At 67.6% G+C, this 19,948-nt stretch carries 19 protein-coding genes, 1 tRNA gene and 1 pseudogene; 7 read left to right on the top strand and 14 right to left on the bottom strand.

Features of this window, described 5'->3' with window-relative positions; all coding sequences use genetic code 11:
* Nucleotides 1–239: 239 nt before the first annotated feature.
* The 5 genes from LEL84_RS06325 to LEL84_RS06305 all read right to left on the bottom strand — a co-directional run bounded on the left by LEL84_RS06325 (nt 240) and on the right by LEL84_RS06305 (nt 3,984).
* Nucleotides 240–725: a hypothetical protein gene (locus LEL84_RS06325; RefSeq protein WP_226513589.1), complete on the bottom strand. Its 486-nt coding sequence runs from the start codon at nt 723–725 to the stop codon at nt 240–242.
* Nucleotides 726–864: 139 nt separating this feature from the next.
* On the bottom strand, nt 865–1,275 hold the full coding sequence (locus LEL84_RS06320; protein ID WP_226513588.1) for a hypothetical protein: 411 nt from the start codon (nt 1,273–1,275) through the stop codon (nt 865–867).
* 498 nt (nt 1,276–1,773) lie between these two features.
* On the bottom strand, nt 1,774–2,760 hold the full coding sequence (locus LEL84_RS06315) for an AAA family ATPase (protein WP_226513587.1): 987 nt from the start codon (nt 2,758–2,760) through the stop codon (nt 1,774–1,776).
* A 296-nt stretch (nt 2,761–3,056) separates the two neighbouring features.
* The gene (locus tag LEL84_RS06310; protein ID WP_226513586.1) at nt 3,057–3,647 is read right to left on the bottom strand and encodes an NUMOD4 domain-containing protein; all 591 of its coding nucleotides are present in this window, start codon (nt 3,645–3,647) and stop codon (nt 3,057–3,059) included.
* A 4-nt stretch (nt 3,648–3,651) separates the two neighbouring features.
* Nucleotides 3,652–3,984, bottom strand: coding sequence for an excisionase family DNA-binding protein (locus LEL84_RS06305; RefSeq protein ID WP_226513585.1), 333 nt, complete (start codon nt 3,982–3,984; stop codon nt 3,652–3,654).
* Between the two features lie 160 nt (nt 3,985–4,144).
* Between LEL84_RS06305 and xerC the strand changes: the two genes are divergently transcribed.
* From xerC to LEL84_RS06285, 4 genes are read left to right on the top strand one after another with little or no spacing between them, the layout of a single operon-like run.
* Nucleotides 4,145–5,494: a tyrosine recombinase XerC gene (gene xerC / locus LEL84_RS06300; RefSeq protein ID WP_226513584.1), complete on the top strand. Its 1,350-nt coding sequence runs from the start codon at nt 4,145–4,147 to the stop codon at nt 5,492–5,494.
* Between the two features lie 40 nt (nt 5,495–5,534).
* Nucleotides 5,535–6,008 (top strand): hypothetical protein, encoded by a 474-nt coding sequence (locus tag LEL84_RS06295; protein ID WP_226513583.1) that lies wholly within the window; start codon nt 5,535–5,537, stop codon nt 6,006–6,008.
* Between the two features lie 39 nt (nt 6,009–6,047).
* Nucleotides 6,048–6,437 (top strand): helix-turn-helix domain-containing protein, encoded by a 390-nt coding sequence (locus LEL84_RS06290; protein WP_226513582.1) that lies wholly within the window; start codon nt 6,048–6,050, stop codon nt 6,435–6,437.
* Nucleotides 6,437–6,928 carry a hypothetical protein gene (locus LEL84_RS06285; RefSeq protein ID WP_226513581.1) on the top strand — a complete coding sequence of 164 codons (492 nt, stop codon included), beginning with the start codon at nt 6,437–6,439 and terminating at the stop codon, nt 6,926–6,928. Before LEL84_RS06290 ends, LEL84_RS06285 begins: the two co-directional genes overlap by 1 nt.
* Nucleotides 6,929–7,080: 152 nt before the next feature.
* Here LEL84_RS06285 and LEL84_RS06280 read toward each other — a convergent pair.
* The 5 genes from LEL84_RS06280 to LEL84_RS06260 all read right to left on the bottom strand — a co-directional run bounded on the left by LEL84_RS06280 (nt 7,081) and on the right by LEL84_RS06260 (nt 12,085).
* Nucleotides 7,081–7,155, bottom strand: a tRNA-Val gene (locus LEL84_RS06280).
* A 306-nt stretch (nt 7,156–7,461) separates the two neighbouring features.
* A complete protein-coding gene (locus tag LEL84_RS06275; RefSeq protein ID WP_226513580.1) occupies nt 7,462–8,169 on the bottom strand; it encodes a type II CAAX endopeptidase family protein in 708 nt (235 codons plus the stop codon).
* Nucleotides 8,170–8,220: 51 nt separating this feature from the next.
* On the bottom strand, nt 8,221–9,312 hold the full coding sequence (locus LEL84_RS06270) for an NAD(P)H-binding protein (RefSeq protein ID WP_226513579.1): 1,092 nt from the start codon (nt 9,310–9,312) through the stop codon (nt 8,221–8,223).
* A gap of 102 nt (nt 9,313–9,414) precedes the next feature.
* Nucleotides 9,415–10,398: a helix-turn-helix transcriptional regulator gene (locus tag LEL84_RS06265; protein ID WP_226513578.1), complete on the bottom strand. Its 984-nt coding sequence runs from the start codon at nt 10,396–10,398 to the stop codon at nt 9,415–9,417.
* A gap of 70 nt (nt 10,399–10,468) precedes the next feature.
* Nucleotides 10,469–12,085 (bottom strand): protein kinase domain-containing protein, encoded by a 1,617-nt coding sequence (locus LEL84_RS06260; RefSeq protein WP_413466944.1) that lies wholly within the window; start codon nt 12,083–12,085, stop codon nt 10,469–10,471.
* Nucleotides 12,086–12,192: 107 nt separating this feature from the next.
* On the opposite strand from LEL84_RS06260, the gene LEL84_RS06255 reads away from it, so the two are divergent.
* Nucleotides 12,193–13,017: a maleylpyruvate isomerase family mycothiol-dependent enzyme gene (locus LEL84_RS06255; RefSeq protein WP_226513576.1), complete on the top strand. Its 825-nt coding sequence runs from the start codon at nt 12,193–12,195 to the stop codon at nt 13,015–13,017.
* A 73-nt stretch (nt 13,018–13,090) separates the two neighbouring features.
* Here the strand turns inward: LEL84_RS06255 and LEL84_RS06250 are convergent.
* From LEL84_RS06250 to LEL84_RS06240, 3 genes and pseudogenes are all read right to left on the bottom strand, one after another.
* Nucleotides 13,091–13,816: pseudogene (locus tag LEL84_RS06250) on the bottom strand (endonuclease domain-containing protein); the annotation flags it as partial.
* Between the two features lie 64 nt (nt 13,817–13,880).
* Nucleotides 13,881–15,860 carry a protein kinase domain-containing protein gene (locus tag LEL84_RS06245; protein ID WP_078112780.1) on the bottom strand — a complete coding sequence of 660 codons (1,980 nt, stop codon included), beginning with the start codon at nt 15,858–15,860 and terminating at the stop codon, nt 13,881–13,883.
* A 129-nt stretch (nt 15,861–15,989) separates the two neighbouring features.
* Nucleotides 15,990–16,799 carry a spermidine synthase gene (locus LEL84_RS06240; RefSeq protein WP_078112781.1) on the bottom strand — a complete coding sequence of 270 codons (810 nt, stop codon included), beginning with the start codon at nt 16,797–16,799 and terminating at the stop codon, nt 15,990–15,992.
* A 43-nt stretch (nt 16,800–16,842) separates the two neighbouring features.
* On the opposite strand from LEL84_RS06240, the gene LEL84_RS06235 reads away from it, so the two are divergent.
* Complete coding sequence (locus LEL84_RS06235) at nt 16,843–17,847, top strand: cobalamin biosynthesis protein (RefSeq protein ID WP_058253130.1); 1,005 nt, start codon at nt 16,843–16,845, stop codon at nt 17,845–17,847.
* On the opposite strand, the gene LEL84_RS06230 is transcribed toward LEL84_RS06235, so the two are convergent.
* Nucleotides 17,825–18,811 (bottom strand): SURF1 family protein, encoded by a 987-nt coding sequence (locus LEL84_RS06230; protein ID WP_176455916.1) that lies wholly within the window; start codon nt 18,809–18,811, stop codon nt 17,825–17,827. The two genes, LEL84_RS06235 and LEL84_RS06230, sit on opposite strands and share 23 nt — an antisense overlap.
* A gap of 37 nt (nt 18,812–18,848) precedes the next feature.
* Between LEL84_RS06230 and LEL84_RS06225 the strand changes: the two genes are divergently transcribed.
* Nucleotides 18,849–19,853: a putative zinc-binding metallopeptidase gene (locus LEL84_RS06225; RefSeq protein ID WP_058253129.1), complete on the top strand. Its 1,005-nt coding sequence runs from the start codon at nt 18,849–18,851 to the stop codon at nt 19,851–19,853.
* Nucleotides 19,854–19,948 lie beyond the last annotated feature (95 nt).

Here is a 19,948-nt window from a genome sequence, read left to right as displayed (position 1 = left end):
CCCGACCCGGGGCGGCCAATCCGTACGCGGGTAGACGGGTGTTGCTGAGCATGTGGGCGTTCGGTAATCACGAGGCGCGGCGTATCGCGTGGAGAGAGTTTCAACAGCGGGAGGCGGAGCGGCGACGACGCGGGCTCACCGGGCGAACAAACGACGAAAACAGACCGAACACCCGGGTCGAGCGTCGACAGTGAAAGAGTCTCGTTGCGCATCCTTGGTGGGTGTGTGGCTTACGGTCGCTAGCAGTAGTCGATGGCTTCAAGCCCGGATAGGCCCACACTGGCAAGAGTCGTGACGAGAGCGTCTAGATCCTCGTCGTTACCGGCGTAGATCACGACCCGTGCCCCGTCTGTGATGACTCTGCCGTCGTCGTTGACTCCGGCCTCACACGCCGCGGTTACAAAGGCGCGGTCACCATCGCCTTGGGGCGATTCGCGGATCTGCCAGTGTTCGCCGGAGTCTTTGGTGCAGATCGTCATGTCGGTCTCAGCGTTGCATGCATAGCCGAGTGTTGTCAGTGCTGTGAGGACCGATGACACGGCGGCGGGCTGCTGTTGGGTCGTGGATGGGGCGGAGCTTGTCGTCGTGGCGTGAACGCTAGTGGTGGTCGGAGCGCTGGCGAGTTCTGTTGTCGGTGGGGTCGACGTTGGTTCGTCGGTGGAGCATCCTGTCGCTGCAAGTAGCGCGAGTGCCACGGCAGCGGCGGTTCCGATCAGTTTTGTCAAGACGCACTCTTCCTCTGACGATGTTCAGCGAATCGTAAACGACCGATAGAAAGGCACTGGCCTGGTGCCTTCTAGGTGTGTCACCTTCTAGGGGCGATCTACGAGTCTGATCCTGTGACAACCGTCGCAAAGCGAACGGTCAGTCGTGGCGAACGATCTGGGCGTCGATGCCGTAGTCGTTGATGAGGCTGTGCAGACGGGTTGCTGTGTCGTGGTCGACGGCGAGGTCGATCGCGTAGTCGGGGATGCGGACGAGGTAGCTGTGGCGGCGGATGGTCGCCGGGTCGGGTCTCGTCGTGTTGCTGGCGTGGCGGACGCGTGCTGCGCGCACGGTGTCGCGGCCGATTCGGTAGTGGGCGGCGAGGTCGGCGTCGGTCCAGCCGAGTGAGGCGAGTCGCTGGATCTGGGCGTCGCGTTCGGTGCGCCACGGTACCGACCCGTATTCGCCGGCGGCGTCGAGGCGGGCGCGGAGGACGTCGAGGAACTGGGCGGCGATCTGGTCGTCGTCCTCGTCGTCGGGTGGCGGGTATCCGCCGTGGCTTGTGGTCATCGTGGGTTCCTGTCTCGCTGGAGGGCTGGCAGATCTATCGGTCGGTGGTTGCTGCTCGTGCGGCAGCGGTCCGGTGCCCTCCTGGTGTGGTGCTCGCGATCGCTTTGTGGTTGAGGTCGACGTGGGTGGTCGCCGAGTTCGTGGGTGGCTGGTCGTCGTCGGCGTCTCGCCTCGGTTGGTGGTCGGGTTCGGTTCTCCGCTCGTGCCTCGCTCCGCTGCCGCGAGAACCGCTCCGGTCGTCCCTCCCTCCGCGAACCTCTTGCCTCGTGGTGAGGGCGTGAGATGCCTGCTTGGCGTTCCTGTTGTGATAACGGCCGGCGTAAATCGTGGAGCGCCAGCGGAGCGATTTGGGGCGGAACGGAGCGACGAAGGAGCGGAGCAGAAACGCGACCAACCATGTCCTGTCTCACTTCCCGAGTCTCAGTCCCACCCCTAAGGGTGTGGGGTGGGTGATACTGGTGACCGTGGGGTGAGACTTGGGTGAGACTATGGTGAGACTCATGAGACTTTCCGCTGAGCGACTGCGGACGAGGTAAGGGAGTAGCGGTCACCCGACTTGACCACGTTTCCGTTCTCTACCAGTGCGCTTAGGCGTTTGTAGACGGTCGCCCTTGGGATTCCGGTTGCATCGGTCAGCTGCCCGGCTTTGACGCTGGGAGTCTCACGGAGCGCTTCAACGATGAGACTTTCTGACTTAGACACAGGACGGAGAGTCTCACCCCCTCGTGAGACACAAACGAGGGTGCTGCGCACGTTCTCGGACCTGCCCGGCATCGCATCCTCGGATACTTGATGCTCGACGAGTTGGTAGCCGTGCGAGCATCCCGACGGGGCGTCCTTGTGCTTTTCGCAACGGACCGTGACTCCGAAGTTCTTGCCCTCCTTGATGCGCAGATCGGACCAGACGCCGCCGTCCCATGCGGTCGCCCCGCGCGGGTTGTTCCCGTCACGGCCGGTGTGGTGGATGACGAGGACCGTTGCGCCACTCGCTTCGGAAATTTGCTCGGCGGCCGCGACGGCCTTGGCCTGGTCGGTGTTGCTGTTCTCTTCCATGCCGATCGTGCATTTCGATCGGGTGTCGAGGATGACGAGCGCGGCATGAAATTGTTCGGCGAGTGCGGCGGCTTCGGCGACGTCGGTGGTCCTGGTATCGAGTTGGACGGGCAGAGGTAGGACGTGAAGCGTCGGTTCGAGTGCGCGGGGTTCGATGCCGTGGTGTTCACACCACGCGAGGATTCGAGCACGCAGTCCTGCCGCCCCCTCAGCGGCGACGTAGATGACGTGCTCGGGTTCACCGACCCTTTGCCCGTCGAGGTCCGTACCAGCCGCTACGGAGCAGGCAACGGCGATCGCGAGAAACGATTTGTAGCTGCCGGCGGGACCGGCTAGCTGGGCGAGGGTTCCGCGGTAGAGCAGCCCGTCGACGAGGGGCGTCGGTATGCGGAGCTCGCCGAGCGACGAGAGCGTGAGCAGGCGATCGGCCAAAGGCGCGCGCATGGAGCGTCGCGGGCGATGCTCAGAAGGGCCGTCGTCCTGAGCTACGGGTTCCTCGGGAAGCGGTACGTGGTGGGGGCCGATGAGGTCGACGTCGGGTGAGTCGACGGTGGTTGTCACAGCCGCAGTGCTGACCGCGCCGGCTTGTCGGCGTTCGAGGACTTGCCGGGCCTCGTCGATCTTCCGGTCGCCGTGGCTGTCGAGGTTGCTGCGTTCGGCTCGCCGCATGTCATCCACGACGTTGCGGCGCGGCTGGCTGCGGCGTTGACGTTTCGCTGCGTGTGGGCTCATCGCTGGGGCCTCCTGCCGTGGATGGCCAGGCAGGCGCGACAGGCGCGAACAGTGCGACCTTCGGAACGCCGGACTATGCGAGTGTTCCCGGGGGTGTAGCCGTGGCCGTGGGCACAGTGCGTTCGCCGGGCCATCGGGTGCCGTCCGTTCTGGACGGTGAGCCTGCCGAGATCGGCGGGGGTGCCCCACGTCAGGTTCGCGAGCCGGTTGTCGTCGGCTCGGGAGTTGCGGTGCAGTGCCTCGTGGCCGGGCGGGCACGGGCCGGCGAACGCGGCCAGGATAAGCCTGTGGACGCGGAAGCTGCGCTTGGTGTGGTCACGCCCGTAAAGGCTGACAACGAGGTGGCCTTTGCTGTCTCGCGCGGGTGAGATCAGTTGCCCGGTCCGGCGTGTCGCGTGTCCGATCGCGCTGACCATCGTGCGGTCGAGTGATCGGATGCGGCCGAGGTCCGATACCTCGTAGACGCCGACGTAGCCGGGGATTGCGCGCCATTCCTCGAACGCTGTCGGACGGATAGACTCGGCGTTGCCTTTGTTGGAGAGGCGTTCGGGGGCCGGCAATTGTTGCCGGCCTTCGTTGTTGGGCATCGCGTCACGCATCCTCGATGCCGAGTTGCCGGCGGACGACCGCGGCCGGGATGCGTCGGCGCCGGCCGACCTTGATCGACGGAATATCACCGCGCTCGACGTGCTCATAAGCCGTGATTCGGTTGATGCCGATCAGGTTCGCGTACTGGACAACTGAGATCGTCGGCTGTGTCTTGACTGCCCAAGTGGCGGTCTCGGTGTTGCCGAGTGCGACGATGGCGCGGCGCGCAACGTCGAGCGCGTCGACCGTCGCCGGATCGAGGCTGTCGGTGGGAACCTTCGCGATCGCGTCGAGTGCGTCAGCGAGGTCGATAGCTGGTTCGGCAGTTCTGGGCATAGCGGGGCCGTCCTCGTAAGGATCAGGTCGCCCGGCCCCTAGCCAGCTGCGAAAATTGGTGCCGCCGGTTCGGGTTCGGGTGACCTTTCGACCGCCCGGCCCCTCGCCTGCAGCGTTGAACGTTCCCGAATGTATCAGACCTCGGCGCTATGGTGTCGGCATGACGCGACGGGCCGAACCGATCACCAAGCGCACCGCGAAGAACGGTGCCGCGAGCTATACGTTCCAGGTCGATGTGGGGAGTAAACCCGATGGCGGTCGGCTGCGGCAGCGGTTCACCTATCGGACGATGGCCGAGGCGCGACGCGAATACCGGCGCATCGCAACCGAAGTTTCCGCCGGCACATACGTTGTGCGGCACGCGGTTACGGTCTCCGAGTTCCTGACCGGATGGCTCGACGGTCGCCGCGACATTCGGCCGGTCACGCTGGCTGGCTACCAGCAGGCACTGAAACCCGTGATCGACCAGCTCGGCGGAATGCAACTGCAGCAACTCACCAAGTCGCACGTCGACGACCTCGTGGCGTGGCGCATGGAATCGGGGCGGGTGCCGGCGCGTCGCCTGTCCGAGCGGGCCGCGCAGATACTCGCGTTCGTCGCGAGCCATGTCGACGGCGTGAGCTATGCGCAGGTCGAGGCCGAGTTCGGGGCGAACGCTGGCAAGTTCCTCGACCGGCTGCGCGAGGGTGGGCACGTCGACCGGCCGGCGCGTGGCCGCTACGTCGCTGTCGAGGTCGACGACGACGCCGGGCAGTCTGCTGGGGTGAGCGCGAGGACGGTCGTGACGATGCTCGTGCAGTTGTCGGCGGCGCTCGATGATGCGATGGCGCAAGGTCTGGTGGCGCGTAACGTTGCTCGGCTCGTCGAGCGGCCTAAGGTGGCGTCGAGGGAGATGGCGACGTGGACGCGGGAGCAGGCCGCGGAGTTCCGTACGCACGTCGAGTCCGATCGGCTGTACGCGCTGTGGTTGCTCACCTTGTGCGGGCTGCGGCGCTCCGAGGTGCTGGGCCTGCGGTGGGATGCGATCGACTTCGACGCTGGCACCGTGGCGATTGTGTCGGGTCGGGTGATCGTGCCGGGGCGGGGCACCGTCGAGGGCGACCCGAAGTCGGCGCGGTCTCGTCGGGTGTTGCCGGTGCCGGCAGACGTGATCGCCGCGCTCCGATCGTTCAAGGCGGCGCAGGCAGCCGAACGCCTGGTCATCGGGCCTGACTGGCCCGATACCGGGCTCGTTGCGGTCAACGGTGACGGGTCACCGATCCGGCCGGAAACGTACTCGAGCGAGTTCGCCCGACAGGCCAAGGCTGCGGGTGTGCCGGTGATCCGGTTGCACGATGTGCGGCACACCGCGGCGACGATGATGCTCGACTCGGGCAACACGGTGTCGGCGACCGCGAAGTGGCTCGGGCACGATCCCGGCATGACGTTGCGGGTGTACGGACATGTCTACGACGACGCCCTCGAATCCGCCGGCGCATCGCTGCTCGGGTCACGGGCGGCGAGCGAATGACCCATACGTGTCGATCGCTCGTCGAGGCGGAGGTGAGCAGATGAGGCGTGCTCCTCGTCACAACTCAGATCGCATAGGGGTGATCAACTGCTCGTGGAAGCGACACAGCGACCTCGCTCACGACATCGGACGACTCCGAGTCGACAAAGACACTTGGGTCGCCATCAAGGCACAGCTTAGGCGCGCTGCAATAGGCACCATTCGTGACGAGGACTGGGAGTATCCGTGCGAAAGCACACGTGGTGCGATCGGCGAGATCCGATACGACGAGGAGGCTGAGGTGGAGGCAATCTACTCGGATCGCGTGATTACGGAAACGACTACGGTCAACTACCGCGTCTACTTCAATGAACCAGTGCTGTGCCCAGAGGAGTTGTGGGGCATGGGTGCGGGTGCGAAGAGTCTGCACCCTGACTACGTCGGGACCGAGCAGCAGGCGGACATCGATGTTGCGGTAGGTCGCACGAACTCGACATCGGCGACTGGTAGGGAACTACTCACATTTCCGGTCTAGATGTACCCTGCGCGGCTTGTTACGGTTAACCTGAACCGCATGGACGCAATCGACGCACTAGAAGCAGACCTTGCGGATGATCCCTACACCCCTCTCCGCGAGCATCTTGCTCTGAATGATGACCAATTGCTTGAGGACTTGGTCGCTATGCGCAAGGCGAAACGACTCACTCAAGACGAAGTCGCTGCCCGTATGAACCGATCGAAGACTGCAGTGTCCAACTTTGAACGGCTGGGCGCTGACCCGCACCTTTCGACAATTCGTCGCTATGCGGCGGCCGTCGGGGGAAAGGTCAACACTAGGCTTTCAGACTTCGATGAGGAGCTCGACGAACGCGCTGCCGCTGAGACCCTGTCTGTGTCGGTTCGGAAGAGTGATAGCCCCGCCAAGCCAGAGCGTGGCCCGATCGGTGTATGGGAGTTGGTGTAGTGACCGCCTTCCCTGCGGTCGAGGACGCCCTGTTCACGGTGTTTGAGCGCAGGGCCTCGCACCACCATGAAAACACCGGCGAGACTCTCCCTGACACCACATTTCAGTTGTCGGTCAACGTCCAGCCCGAGAAACTCGGGATACGCATTCGGATCGTCGACGAGTACCGGGACGGAACTGCTTCGGTGGACGTTGCGGTGTTGTACTACTGGGAGCGAGATGTCACTCCGGAGGACGACCTCAATGGCTTCGTCGAGGAGACGGCGTTACCGCAGGTCTTATCGTGCGCGTCGGCGACTCTGATCGACACAGCACGCTCGATTACAAGCGACGAGGTCCCGTTCTACGGCCTCAGTGGGCTTGAGGGCATACGGAAGAGTTTCCGAAACCGTAAGAAGGGTCTGAAGGAGATTCTTGCTGAGTCGAACGCTCGTCGCGAGTCCGAGGATCTCGATGCCGACGGCGAAGGTGCCGTCGACAACGACAAGTAGTGATGAACCGCTCGGAGCAACGGACAGACAAGGCCAGTCTGGGCGAGGCGGATTGGCGGTCATCCACCGCGCGTTGGCACAGTCTCGGCACACTGCGGGGATTCGGCACGCTGGTCGCGATCACATAAACTTACCGCCACCTGCAACAACACTGGTGCGCGCAAAGGGATTCGAACCCCTGACCGCTGGTGTGTAAGACCAGAGCTCTACCGCTGAGCTATACGCGCGTGCCGCGCTGACGAACGTGGCGCTGCGCACACGAATTTAGTCGCTCCGATGCCGAGCGCTCAAACCGGGTCTGGCCGAGGCTGGGTGGTCGGGTCGCCAGCCCTTCGAGGCTCGTCGCTTTCGCTCCTCGCACCTCAAGGAGCAAGGAGCTCCTCAGGGAGCAGGGGGCAGGTCGTTCTTTCGGTTAGGGAGCGGAGGTTTGTCGATGCCCCCGGACGCCAGGAGTTGGGACCGGGGGACCGGGGGACTTCAACTCGACCGACAGACTTCGATCGAAGTCTGACAGTCGAGTTGAGGTCTGGCGGTCAGGCGAAGACGGGCGGGAGGGCCAGGACCATCACCGCGCCCCAGATGACGTGGGTGATCGCGGGTGCGAGGACGCCAGCGGTGCTGCGCCGCAGGATGGCGCAGACGGTACCGAGGACCGCGCCGGCGAAGCCGAGCATCACGTTGCCGCTGGCCATGGTGACCAGCACGTAGATGACCGTCGACACGAGGATCGGATTGTGCGGGCGGGCCGCCGAGTAGACCGAGCCGCGGAAGAACAACTCTTCGGCGAGGCCGTTAAGCATTGTGATCGCGGTGACCACGGCGAGGCTGCCGAAGTCGGCGAAGGCCAGCACCTGGTTGGCGAGGTCGCTGACGCCGGGGATCATCCGTGCCACCAGGCCACCGAGCACGAACGCGCCGCCCACGGCCAGGCCGACGACGACGCCGAGTCCGATCGCCCCGATCCGGTCGGGCGGGCGCGAGGGGGTGGGGCTGAAGGCACCGAGCCGCAGCGGTCCGGAGACGAACGCACCGACGATCCACACCGCCGCCAGACCGATGGTCAACGGGTAGAACGCGGCGTCACCCGGCTCCACCCGTAGGGAGATGCCGAGAACCACCGCACCGATGACGAGGAAGACGCCGACCAGCCAGCGTCGTCGGATGTAGTGGGCGCCGGGATCGGGGTCGCGGTCCGCGGCGACGGAGTCGTACAGGTCGCGCGCCAGTGAGGTCACCAGCACATCACCACCTAGTTCGATCGGTCAGGAAATCGGTCGATCAATGGTCACCGGTCACGACGCTACATCGGCGCGACTCGGTCGGAGGACTCCGACGACCTTCGTGGCCACCCCGAGGGACGTGCCGATCGTCTCGACGACGCTGCGTTTCACCCGCAGCCAGTCGCCGCCGGCCCAGGCCGGGTCGGTGTCGGCGAGGTGGTGGAGGTCGTCGAGGTCGCACACCGAGCGCGGATACGGCGACCGCACGGACGCGCGGACGGCCTCGCGCATCGGTGTCAGTCCGCCCTCGGGCGGCGGGACGAGATCGCGGATGCGGTGCTCGGACGCCGTCATCGGGTGGTCGAGGGAGGTGACGAGCTCCTCGGTGAGCGACGCCGGGACCGGCACCAGCATGCCGCCGACCCGGCCCGCGAGCCGGGTCGAGATCCCGAAGACCGGTAGCCGCAGCCTCGGCATCCGGATCGCCGACACGTACTCGTGCAGGATCGAGATGTAGCGTGCGCTGTCGGGTCCGGAGATGTCGTAGTTCCCGGCGGGCAAGACGGAGGAGTCGCACGCCGCGGCCAGATAGTGGACCGCGTCGCGGATGGAGATGGGATCCATCTCGTTGGTGATCCAGTCGGGTTCGGGGATCACCGGCAGTCGGTCGGCCATGTAGCGAATGATCTCGAACGACGTCGAACCCGCGCCGATGACCACTGCGGCGCGCAGCCACACCAGTTCGGGCCCGCCGTCGACCACCAGTCCGTCGGCGACGTCGGCGCGGCTCTGCAGATGGGTGGACAGTTTGTCGTCCGACGGCACGAAACCGCCGAGATAGATGATCCGTCCCACTCCGGCGTCACGCGCGGCTTCGGCGACGTTGCGTGCGGCGTCGCGGTCGCCGTTCGCGAAGTCGGCCTGGCCGATGGCGTGGACGAGGTAGTAGATCGCGTCGATCTGGCCGGCGTCCGACATCGCCTTCTGGACCGAAGCCGGGTCGTCGGCGTCCATGGTCACCATGCTGACTTGGTCCGACCAACCGAACTTGGCCAGCTTCCGGGTGTCCCGCGACGTGACGACCACGTCGTGTCCCTGCTTGAGCAATGCGCACACCAAGCGGGAACCGACGTACCCCGTGGCGCCAGTGATGAGAAGTCGCATGACACCGACGGTAGAGAAAATCGGCGGAGTCGGTCGGCTCGGGTGCGTTCATGTGACAGACACGGTGCCGATGTCACGGTCGGGTAACGGCGTCGGTGACGGTCACGGTTGCGCGACGACTGCCCGTCGGTACCGTTCGGCGACCCGGTCGTGGTACTCCGCGGCGGCCACCAACTCGGCCCGGAGTTCAACCGGTTCGATCACGGTGAAATCCGCGCCGAAGGCGTACAGCCAGCGAGCGATCTCCGCGAGCGACGTGCTGTACAGCGTGATCTCGCAACTGTGCTCGTCGCCGGACTCGAGTGCACCCCACGATTCGTGGACCATCGCCGACACCGCGTCGAGCGAGGCATGGATACGCACCCGCGCCGTCGCCCGCCGGTAGACGGACCCGAGGCCCCGGAGAACGAACGCCGCCGCGCCGCCCTCGGGTGGTTCGCGCGGGGTGAAACGCGGTCCGGTCGGCACCTTCGGTTCCATCCGGTCGACGCGGAACGATCGCCAGGCGCCGCGTTGGATGTCGAAACCGACCAGGTACCAACGGTTCCCGTTGCGCACGAGTCGATAGGGTTCGATCTCGCGTCGGCTCTCCTCCCCGTCGTTGCGCCGATAGTCGAACCGTAGCCGCTCGTTCCGATGGCACGCGGTCGCGATTTCGGTGAGCCGGTCCGCGGACACCGCGCTCGCCGGCGCGGTACGGGGCACGGCCTCGATCCGCAGGGCGTCGAGTCGGTGGCGCAGCCTCGACGGCATGACCTGACGCAGCTTCGCGAGCGCGCCCGCCGAGGCCTCCGCCATGTCGGCGACCGCACCGGTCGTCACCGCGTCGAGACCCAGGGCGACCGCGAGGACCTCCTGGTCGTCGAGCAGCAGCGGCGGCATCTCCGCGCCGGCGCCCAGCCGGTAGCCACCGCGCGAGCCGACGTTGGCGTCCACCGGGTAGCCCAGTTCGCGCAATTTGTCGATGTCGCGCCGCACGGTGCGGGTGGTGATGTCCAGGCGCTCGGCGAGTTCGGGACCCGACCACTCGCGTCGTGTCTGCAGTAGCGACAGCAACGCGAGCAACCGCGCGGAGGTTTCCAACATGTGCCCATCCTGCCCGACGATGCGGACAGGTCCGGTCCTTGTTCGTCGCGTCGTCCCTGTAGGGGCGCGGTCAGCAGGTGATCTGCGATTCCGGGTCGGTGGTGTAGTCGAGCCAGCGGCCGTATGCAAGGCCGCCGATCTGGTTGCGCATCGTGCAGATGTCCTCGAGAGTGCGGCCCGCGACGTAGTAGACCGCATAGATCGGAGTGCCGTCATCGCTCACCTGCTTCAGCGACGGACACGACTGATCTGTGCGCAAGTAGCTCGCACCCGGGTACTGGTTCAAATAGGACTGCACCTCGCCGGGGTAGGTCCCGGGTGCGGTCGCGTTGGCGACCACGACGATCCCCGTGCCGTCGCACGCCGGCCGGGTCATCGGCACGGTGAGACCGAGATCGCCGGGGACGATTGCGGGTTGAGGACTCGCCGACGGCCGGGGTGCCGGACCCGGCTGCGACGCGGGGCCCGGTTGCGAAGTCGGTCCGGGAAGGGGTGTCGGTTCGGCCGGCGTCGGCGTCGTCGGCTGGGGCGCCGCCTCGGTGGTCGTGGACACTGCGGATGCGTCGGCGGCTGTGGTCGCCGGGTTGTCCCGCTCGGTCGTGATGATCGCCCAGGCAACGACGCCGGCGCAGATCAGCAGCACGACGGACGTCGCCACGACGATGGGAACGAGAGGTGACCGGCGGCGGGGCGGTGTGGTCCAGACCGCGGCCCGGGTGGCGTCCCACGGCCCGGCTGGAGCGGCGGGTGTCGATGCCGACGGGGTGGCGGGCACGACGGTGGGGGTTCCGGCCGGGACGATCGTCGGCGCGCCACCGAGAGGCTCCGACCGCAGGGCGGCGCCGGCGTCGGCGACCAGCGCTGCCGCCGAGAGCTGGCGCTGCGACGGATCTTTCGCCATCCCGCGGGCGATGACGTGATCGATCGCGGCACCGAGGCGCGGCGGCGGGGCGGTGAGGTGGGCGGCGATCAACCGCTCGATGGTGGTCGCCGAGGCGAACGGGTGCACTCCGGCGAGACATTCGAACAGCACGCACGCCAGCGCGTAGATGTCGGCGGGCGGCCCGACGGCATCGTCGCCGAATCGCTCCGGCGCCATGTAGCCGAAGGAGCCGACCGCGGTGCCGGTGCTCGTGAACCGTGTGTCGGTGTCGGCCTGTGCGAGACCGAAATCCACGAGGTACGCGAAGTCGCGATCGTCGACGAGGATGTTGTCGGGTTTGACGTCCCGATGGACCAGGCCGGATCGATGCGCAGCATCCAGGGCGTCACCGATCTGACCGACGATCCGCAGCGCGCGTTCAGCCGGCAGAGGTCCGTCCTGCAGGAGCAGGGTGCGGAGGTCGCGGCCGTCGACCAGGCGCATGTCGATGAACAGGCGCCCGTCGATCTCTCCCCAGTCATGGATCGGGATGACGTGTGGATCGTTGAGGCGGGCGGCAACGCGCGACTCGCGGTGGAACCGGTCACGGAAAGCCGGGTCGTCGGCGACCTGCGGGCTGAGCAACTTCAGGGCGACGACCCGGTCCTTGCGGGTGTCGGTCGCGCGGTACACCTCGCCCATCCCGCCCCGGCCGATCAACCCGTCGATGAGGTACGGACCGAGCCGGTCGCCGGCGCGCACGGATGCAGACACGCGGACAAGCGTAGGGTGCCCGGGTCGTTCGCCGGGGCCGACACCGCGCATTGTCCTCCGTTCGGCGGGTCCCGGGATCCGCAGATCGGTCCCCGATACGGTTGAACCGAGTGACCCGCCGGCGACCCTGATCGCCGATCCAGACCCGAGGAGAAACGATGGCGACGACGATCCTGCCGATCGACGAGGTGACCGAGGCTCTGATCGCGCAGTGGGGCGTGATCGGCGAACTGGCCCGCGCGCTCGACGACGACGCGTGGTCGGCCCCGTCGGTTCTGCCCGGCTGGACCAATGCCGACATCGTCGCCCACATCGTCGGGACCGAAAGCATGCTCGACGGCCGCGACGTCGAGGCCACCCGTACGGTCAGCGCCCTCGACCACGTCCGTAACCCGATCGGCGAACTCAACGAGAAGTGGGTCGACCATTACCGCCCGAAGCCGCGTGCCGAGGTGGTTGCCGCCCTCGACGAGATCATCGGCGTCCGGACCGAGGCGTTGAAATCCATGTCGCAGAACGACTTCGATGCCGAGGCGATGACGCCCGCCGGGCCGGACACGTACGGGCGATTCATGCGGATTCGGATCTTCGACTGTTGGGTGCACGAGATCGACCTGCGTGACGGCACCGATCGTTCAGCCGTGGCAGAGCCGGGCCCGGCGTCGTTCGCACTCGACGAGATCGGCGCGTCGTTGCCCTTCGTCGTCGGGAAGCGAGCCGATGCACCGAAGGGCAGCACCGTCCTCTTCGACATCACCGGGGTGTCTCCGCGGACCGTGCGAATCGCCGTCGGGGACCGGGCGGGCGTCGTCGACGAGTTCGACGGCGGCGACGACGCTGCCGACGTGCGTATCCGGCTGGATGCGATGAATCTTGCGCGGTACGCCGGCGGCCGACGGGATGCCGATCCGTCCGCGGTCGAGTTGCACGGCGATCAGGCTCTCGGACAAGCGATCCTGAGCCGGATGAACTACGTGATCTAGTCGGGTGGCCCTTTGCGGCTCGTCTTGATCCGCTTGCGGTTTGTATCGCTTTGCGGGACAAGTCGCAACCGGATCAGGCGGCCGAACGGCTCAACGCATTTCTCACCGTGGTCACCACCTGATCGCCGCGTTCGACGATGTCGGCCCAGGTGAAGTTCACGACGGTCCAGCCCGCGGCGATGAGCGCATTGCGCTTTGTCCGGTCTCGCTGAAACGTCGTGACATCGCGGTGATAGTCGAATCCGTCGATTTCGACAGCCAGCTTCTCCCGGGTGAAGGCCACGTCGATGACATATCCCTCGGCGCTCACGTTCGGTGTCCAGCTCACTATGCCCGACTCGCGAAACAACGTGGCCACGATTCGCTCCGCCTCCGATCGCGCCGTCGCCGAGAAGTCGCAAGTACTGAGTGATGGCCGGAGAACCATGCCGCCCGGGGTAGCGCAAGTGCGCGGCCTGTAGGTCGGCGAGTTTCACCGAGCCGGAGAGAAGCGCCGAATCGAGGACAGCGATTCCGAGTTCGGCGGAGGCGTCGAGGACGGTGAGCGCCGCTGCAGTGACCCTGAGGTCGGCGTGCGTGGTGACGTCGGCGTCGGTCAGGCGGCGGTGCCGGACCACCGCAGTCGCCGACGAGCGCGAATGCGCTCCGTGAGAGCCGGTGAACACCAGGTGTTTTCGAGGTTCTTTCGGGTGGAGGCCCAACCACCAAGCGGCGGCAACCCCACCCAACGCGGCGTCGAGCTCACGGAGAGCACCGCGATCCGTGCCTGTGCGCGCGCCGATCGGTGATGGCCCAGAATTCCGGTTGCGGTTTGTCCCGGTTGCCGGGACAAACCGCAACTGGATCCACATGGACTCCGCGGGTCACCCGCCGACGGTCGCTTTTTGGATCAGCAGGTTCTGCTTCGGCGGGCCCGACGCCGCACCCGGGGCATTCGGGGTGAAACCGCCTGCCAGGACCTTGTCGAGGACGGCGAGTCCGGACGGGTCGATGGTGCCGACGGTCGAGTAGGTCAAGGGGAGGTCGGTGTCGTCGGCGAGCAGGAAGAACGTCGTGGATCCGGTGGCACCCTCGTCATCGGGCAGATCGAGGATGCCGACGGTGCCGCGTGGATAGGTGACCTGCGGTACGCCGTCGTCGTCGGTGCCGGCCGACGGCAGGTTCTCGGGCAGCTCGTCGGGGCTGGTCCAGCCCGGGTTGGTGCCTTCCCGGCCACCGGACGAGCCGCAGATCAAGTACTGCCGCGAGGCGCGGTGACACTTGCTGTTGTCGTAGAAACCGGACTCGATCAACGACACCATCGCCCCCACGTTGCAGGGCGCCTCGGCGCGGTCGAGCGTCAGGTCGATCGTGCCCTGGCCGGCGATCGGGATCTGTGCGTCGACCGTTCCGGTGTTCGGCTGGCTCGCGGCGGGAGCGGGCTGGGTGATGCCGCCGACCGCGGTCCGTGTGGGGTAGTCGCATGCGACGGTGCCCGCCGGGATCGCACTGGTCGACGTGCTCGGCGGGGCCGGGTCGTCGCCGCCCGAACCGGCCAGGACCACGATGATGCCGGTGACCGCCAGCGCGATCACGACCAGCCCGGCACCCACCGCGATGGCCACATTCCGTCCGGTGTTCGATTTCCGAGGCGGGGCGGTCGGGGTGCCCCACTGGCCCGGGCCCGCGAACTGTTGCGGGCCGGAGAACTGTTGCGGGCCGGAGTGCTGGGGAGCCGAATAGGACTGGGGGCCCGAGCGCTGGGGACCCGGGTAGGACGGCGCGCCCGAATGCGACTGGGGTCCCGAATAGGACTGGGGACCCGAATGTCGTTGCGGGCCGGACTGTCCCGGCGGTGGCCCGAACCCGGGGGCGCCGCCGGGCTGTCCGGGTACGGGTGTGCCGGGCGAGATGACCGTCCGATCCGAGGGGACCGGACTCCCTGGCTTGCGAAACGCGTCCGAGCCGGGCCCTCCGGGCGCGTAGGTGGGCGGGGCCATCGGGGGTGGTGTCACGATGCGCGGTGTCACCGTCGGCGGTGCCGACGACGCGGGCGGTTCGGTCAGCGCCGACGCCGCGGCCCGGATCAGTTCGCGCGCCGTCGGATAGCGCTGCGCCGGATCCTTGGCGAGTCCGCGCGCGATGACCGGGTCGAGCGGACCGCCCATCGTCGGCGGTTCCTTGGTGATGTGCGCGGCCATCAGACCCTGATCGGTTTTCACCGGATACGGGGTCTGACCGGTGACACATTCGTACAACACGCAGGCCAACGCGTAGTTGTCCGAACTGGGCCCGGCGGGGTCGTCACCGAACCGCTCCGGCGCCATGTAGGCGAGTGTCCCGAGCGCGGTCCCGATCTGGGTGAGGCGGCTGTCGCTCGCGCCCTGCGCGATGCCGAAGTCGACGAGGTAGGCGAAGTCGTCGGCGTCGACGAGGATGTTGTCCGGCTTGATGTCTCGGTGGACGAGGCCGTTGCGGTGCGCGGCGTCGAGAGCCGACGCCACCTGGCCGAGGATCGCAACCGCCCGGGCGGCGGGCAGCGGACCGGCGGCGAGCACCTTGCGCAGGTCCTGCCCGTCGACGAGCCGCATGTCGATGAAGAGGACGCCGTCCTTCTCGCCCCAGTCGTGGATCGGGATGACGTGCGGGTCGGAGAGCTTCGCCGCGGTCTTCGACTCCCGCTCGAAACGCTCGCGGAAGTCCTTGTCGTGCACCAGGTGTGGGGGCAGGAGTTTCAGGGCGACGCGGCGTTCCCGGACGGTGTCGTAGGCCTCGTAGACCTCACCCATCCCGCCACGACCCAGGAGTCTGTCGATGCGGTACGGACCCAGCGTCGTACCCGCACGCGACGATGGATCGCTCACGTCATCCTCGGTTCCTCGGCGTCGGGATCGAACCCAACCCTATCCATTGGCGACGACAGGTGTGCAGCGTGTGCCGGCAGCCGGGTCACGACTCCGCGTCCGGCGGGTGGCTGCGCGACCACCCGGTGCTCAGGGCTTGTCGGTCAGGGCCTCGCCGCGGGCGAACTCGCGGGCCCGGGCACCGGAGAGGATCTGCGCCGGTAGCGGATCACTGAGCAGGGTGCGGACGAGCGTGGCCGACGGATCGAGCGGGGTGTCGCTGCCCGCGATCACGATGTTGCCGGTGCGTCGACCTTTGAACATCGCGGCGTCGGCGATGAGCGCGAGATGGCCGAACACCGATCCGACGGTCGCGGCTTCGGCGCGGGCGCCGGCGAGGTCCCGGCTGTCGCCGCAGTTGGCGAGATACAGGCCGCCGGGGACGAGGACGTCGCGGACGCGTTCGGTGAATTCGCGCGTCGTGAGGTGCCGTGGGGTGCGATCGCCGGCGAACGCGTCCCGCACGACGACCTCGCGGGTGCCCGGTTGCAGCGACTCGACGACCTGCCGCGCATCGCCGACCCGGATCCGGAGTTTCGGCGCCCGCGGGAGGTCGAACCACTCCCGTACGAGGCGTGCGAGTTCGGCGTCGATCTCGACGGCCACCTGGCGGGCGTCCGGGTAGCGGTGGTCGAGGTGGCGCGCCAGCGCGCAGGCGGCCCCACCGAGATGCAGGACCCGTAGCCGATCGGTCGTGGGGTGCCGTTCGTCGATGACGGCCGCCATCTGCCGCAGGTACTCGAAGTCGAGCGCGGTCGGGTCGTCGGGGTGGATGTGCGAGCTGTGCGCCCCGTTGATGGTCAGCAGCCACCCGCCCGCGATGGTGTCGGGGCTCAACTCGGCGACGCCGGTGTCGATGTCGTACCGACCGGGTGTCGGGTGTGCGGTTGTCCGGGCCACGGGGGCCAAGTGTGGCACGACCATCTGTGGATACCATCGCGCGGTGCCCAGACCGTCGCGTTTCCGTAGTCCGCACCCCGATCGCCGTCGTGGTGACGTCACCGCGGCGGGGTTGGTGGCCGGGTTCGTGCTCGACGAGCTGTTCGGTGATCCGTCGCGCGGTCACCCGGTGGCCGGATTCGGACGGCTGACGGGTGCGGTCGAGCGGCGTATGTACCGGGACTCGCGGGCGGCGGGCGTCGGGCTGGTCGGGGTGATGGTCGGTTCGACGGTGGCGCTCGCGGCGTTGCCCGGTCGGCGATCTGCAGGCGTCGTCGGCGTCGCGGTGACCGCGGCGTCGACGTGGGTGGCGCTGGGCGGCACGTCGCTGTGTCGGGTCGGCGATGCGGTCGCGCAAGCGTTGGAGGCCGAGGACCTCGAGGGTGCGCGAGCGCTCATTCCCAGCCTGTGCGGCCGGGACCCGGAGTCACTCGACGAGGCGGGGCTCTGCCGTGCAGCTCTCGAGTCGATCGCCGAGAACACCTCCGATGCGACCGTCGGTCCGCTGGTGTGGGGTGCACTGGCGGGTGTCCCCGGAGTGCTGGGGTATCGGGCGGTCAACACGCTCGATGCGATGGTCGGCTATCGGAGTGAGCGCTACCGGAACTTCGGCTGGGCGGCCGCGCGCCTCGACGATCTCGTGAACCTGCTGCCCGCGCGGCTGGCGGGTTCGCTGCTGGTGGTGATCGGCGGCGCCCCGCGGCGGACGATCGCGGCGTGGCGCCGGGACAGCAGTGCCCACCCGAGTCCGAACGCGGGGGTCGTCGAAGCCGGGTTCGCCGGGGCGCTGGGGGTGCAGCTGGGCGGTCGGACCGTCTACCCGTACGGCGTCGAGATGCGTCCGACGCTCGGTTCCGGACCGGCGCCGGGGCCGGCCGATCTCCGGGCCGCGGTCGCCTTGTCGCGGCGCGTGCAACGCGCGACGGTGCTCACCTGCGCGGTCGTCGCCGTGGTACGACCGGGCGTCGGAGCCGCGGCGAGGCGGCTCAGCCGCCGTATCGCCGGGTGAGCTTGTCGCGGACGTCGCCGGATTCGTCACCGGCGCGCGGGCCATGGCCGATGTCGCCGACCTGCTGGGTCACCGTCGTCCCGGCGGCGGCCCGCAATTCCTCTCGACGGTGCTGCCGGCGCTGGGAGCGGGACTCGACGGTCGTGGTGGCAGCGGCGACCGGGTCGGACGGCTGGTCGACGGCGGTGTCGGCGGCCGCGGTCGCCGATGTCTCGGTGGCCGCAGCGGCAGCCCGGCGACGGGCGCGGATCTCGGAGTAGAGGAAGTAGCCGACGCCGAGGGGGGCCATCACGCCGAAGGCGAGCCACTGCAGGCCGTACGACAGGTAGGGGCCGGTGTCGAGCTGGGGCAGCGGGATCTCGCCGAGCGAGCCCGGCTGGTCGGGGGAGAGCTGCAGGTAGAAGTCGTCCATCGGGGTGGACGTCGCCGCGGACACCAGCCCCGGGTTGATGGTCGCGACGGTCAGTGCGCCGTTCTCGACGCGTGTGCCGCGGTCGGTGCTCACGCTCTCGGCGGCCCGGATGCGGCCGTCGACGGTTTGCTCGCCGACGGGCGGGGCCGGGATGTCGGGGACCGCTCCCTCGACCGGGCGGACGAAACCGCGGTTGACGAGGATGACCCGGTCGGACCCGCTGACCGCGAACGGGGTGAGCACCTCCACCGCGGGGCGCTGATCGACGTTGCGGAGCCGGACGAGAGCCTGCCGGTCCGTCAGGTACCGCCCGGTCACCGCGACCGAACGCCACTCCGAGGACGGCACGAAGGTCGACGACGGCGCCACCTCCGCCAACGGTGCCGTCTCGATCGACGTGGCAGTGCGGATCAGGTCGTTGCGGCGTTCGGTGTCGGAGTTCTTGCCCAGCTGCCAGGGCGCGAGCAGGGTGAAGCAGGCCACCGCGAACGCCGCGACCACGAGACCGAGGGCAATCCACCCGGGCCGGAGGATCGTTCGCAGTACGTGCACACCGCCCAGGCTACCGAGCGGGGGTAGCCTGATCGAAATGCGAGACTTCCTCTGCTTGAAGTGCGGTCAGCGTCTCTCCTTCGAGAACAGTCTGTGTCTGAACTGCCGGAGCCCGCTCGGCTTCTGGCTGAAGACCAGGACCATCCACGTCCTCGACGACCAGGCGCGCGTGGAGGTGGACGGCGTGCTGCTCGAACGCTGTGCCAATACCAAGGTCGCGCAATGCAATTGGCTGGTGAAGTGGAGCGGCAAGCCGACCATGTGTGAGTCGTGCCGCCTCACCCGTACCCGTCCCGGCGACGACGATCCCGAGGCGCTGGTCATCTTCGGCCAGACCGAGACCGCCAAGCGTCGCCTCATCCTGGAACTCGACGAACTCGGGCTCCCCATCGAGACCCGGGAGGAGAACCCGGAGTCCGGGCTGGCCTTCGACCTGCTCTCCAGTGCGAAGCAGTCGGTCATCACCGGTCATGCGAACGGCGTCATCACCCTCGACCTCGCCGAGGGGGACGACGTCCACCGCGAACAGATGCGCGTCGAACTCGCCGAACCGTACCGGACCGTCCTCGGGCACTTCCGGCATGAGATCGGCCACTACTACCAACTCGTCCTCATCACCGACGAGCGACGAGCGGGCTTCGAGGAGCTGTTCGGAAACCCCGACGACGACTATCAGGCGGCTCTCGACCGCCACTACAGCGAGGGCGCTCCCGAGGGCTGGCGGCAGGACTTCGTGTCCTCATACGCGACGATGCACCCGGCGGAGGATTTCGCGGAGACGTTCGCGCACTACCTGCACATCCGCGACACGCTCGACACCGCAGCGGCGTTCGCCATGGCGCCCGCGGGCACGACCTTCGACGGGGTGCCGCCCGGGGACGTGGGATTCGACCGGGTCATCGACGAGTGGCTACCGCTGACGTGGGCGCTCAACCAGATCAACCGGTCGATGGGCCATCCCGACCTCTACCCGTTCGTGCTGCCCGAGACGGTTCTGACAAAGATCCGCTTCGTGCACAATCTCATCGCGCCGGCGGCCTGAGACTGAGTCCCTGATCCGAAAGAACGACCCGCCCCCTGCTCCCTGAGGAGCGCCTGGAGCTTGCGGAGGGCGCGTCACGAAGGGTCTTCGCAACC

It is taken from the genome of Gordonia sp. WA4-43 (assembly GCF_020520305.1).
Taxonomy (GTDB): domain Bacteria; phylum Actinomycetota; class Actinomycetes; order Mycobacteriales; family Mycobacteriaceae; genus Gordonia; species Gordonia hongkongensis.
Note: the sequence above shows the minus strand (reverse complement) of the source record. Positions and strands in the feature narration are given on the sequence as shown.

Bases quoted from the DNA above. Each gene is read 5' to 3' on its own strand.
- LEL84_RS06320 (WP_226513588.1), bottom strand. From the start codon at position 1,275: ATGACCACAAGCCACGGCGGATACCCGCCACCCGACGACGAGGACGAC.
- LEL84_RS06310 (WP_226513586.1), bottom strand. From the start codon at position 3,647: ATGCCCAACAACGAAGGCCGGCAACAATTGCCGGCCCCCGAACGCCTC.
- LEL84_RS06305 (WP_226513585.1), bottom strand. From the start codon at position 3,984: ATGCCCAGAACTGCCGAACCAGCTATCGACCTCGCTGACGCACTCGAC.
- xerC (WP_226513584.1), top strand. From the start codon at position 4,145: ATGACGCGACGGGCCGAACCGATCACCAAGCGCACCGCGAAGAACGGT.
- LEL84_RS06295 (WP_226513583.1), top strand. From the start codon at position 5,535: ATGAGGCGTGCTCCTCGTCACAACTCAGATCGCATAGGGGTGATCAAC.
- LEL84_RS06290 (WP_226513582.1), top strand. From the start codon at position 6,048: ATGGACGCAATCGACGCACTAGAAGCAGACCTTGCGGATGATCCCTAC.
- LEL84_RS06270 (WP_226513579.1), bottom strand. From the start codon at position 9,312: ATGCGACTTCTCATCACTGGCGCCACGGGGTACGTCGGTTCCCGCTTG.
- LEL84_RS06265 (WP_226513578.1), bottom strand. From the start codon at position 10,398: ATGTTGGAAACCTCCGCGCGGTTGCTCGCGTTGCTGTCGCTACTGCAG.
- LEL84_RS06260 (WP_413466944.1), bottom strand. From the start codon at position 12,085: ATGCGCGGTGTCGGCCCCGGCGAACGACCCGGGCACCCTACGCTTGTC.
- LEL84_RS06255 (WP_226513576.1), top strand. From the start codon at position 12,193: ATGGCGACGACGATCCTGCCGATCGACGAGGTGACCGAGGCTCTGATC.
- LEL84_RS06225 (WP_058253129.1), top strand. From the start codon at position 18,849: ATGCGAGACTTCCTCTGCTTGAAGTGCGGTCAGCGTCTCTCCTTCGAG.